The 256-nt window shown below is 48.8% G+C and carries 1 protein-coding gene; it reads left to right on the top strand.

Annotation, left to right across the window (positions count from 1 at the left end; all coding sequences use genetic code 11):
- Positions 1-68 precede the first annotated feature (68 nt).
- A partial coding sequence (locus tag QN347_RS20360; RefSeq protein WP_323494483.1) for a hypothetical protein occupies positions 69-256 on the top strand: 188 nt, incomplete at its 3' end.

The following is a 256-nucleotide window of genomic DNA, read 5'->3' on the forward strand; positions in this document are numbered from 1 at the left end:
CTATTCATGATCTGTATGGCACCGTAGTGTCATCGGGTTTGCAAGATGCGCAGTTTATCTCGCGGCTGATGATCGACATCATGGATCGTAATTTATATGAGCGCGCTAACGATTGTCGCTGGTGGGCGCTGACGCCGGATATCCAGTTATTGATGGCGGATGCGTTCATCAATGGCGAGATGGGCGATGACGATACACAAGTAATTACCCGCATTCTGGAATCGATTAACGCACTGTATACCGCTTACTCCAGACT

The sequence above is a fragment of the Sphingomonas sp. 10B4 genome, from assembly GCF_035019905.1.
GTDB lineage: Bacteria > Pseudomonadota > Alphaproteobacteria > Sphingomonadales > Sphingomonadaceae > Sphingomonas > Sphingomonas glacialis.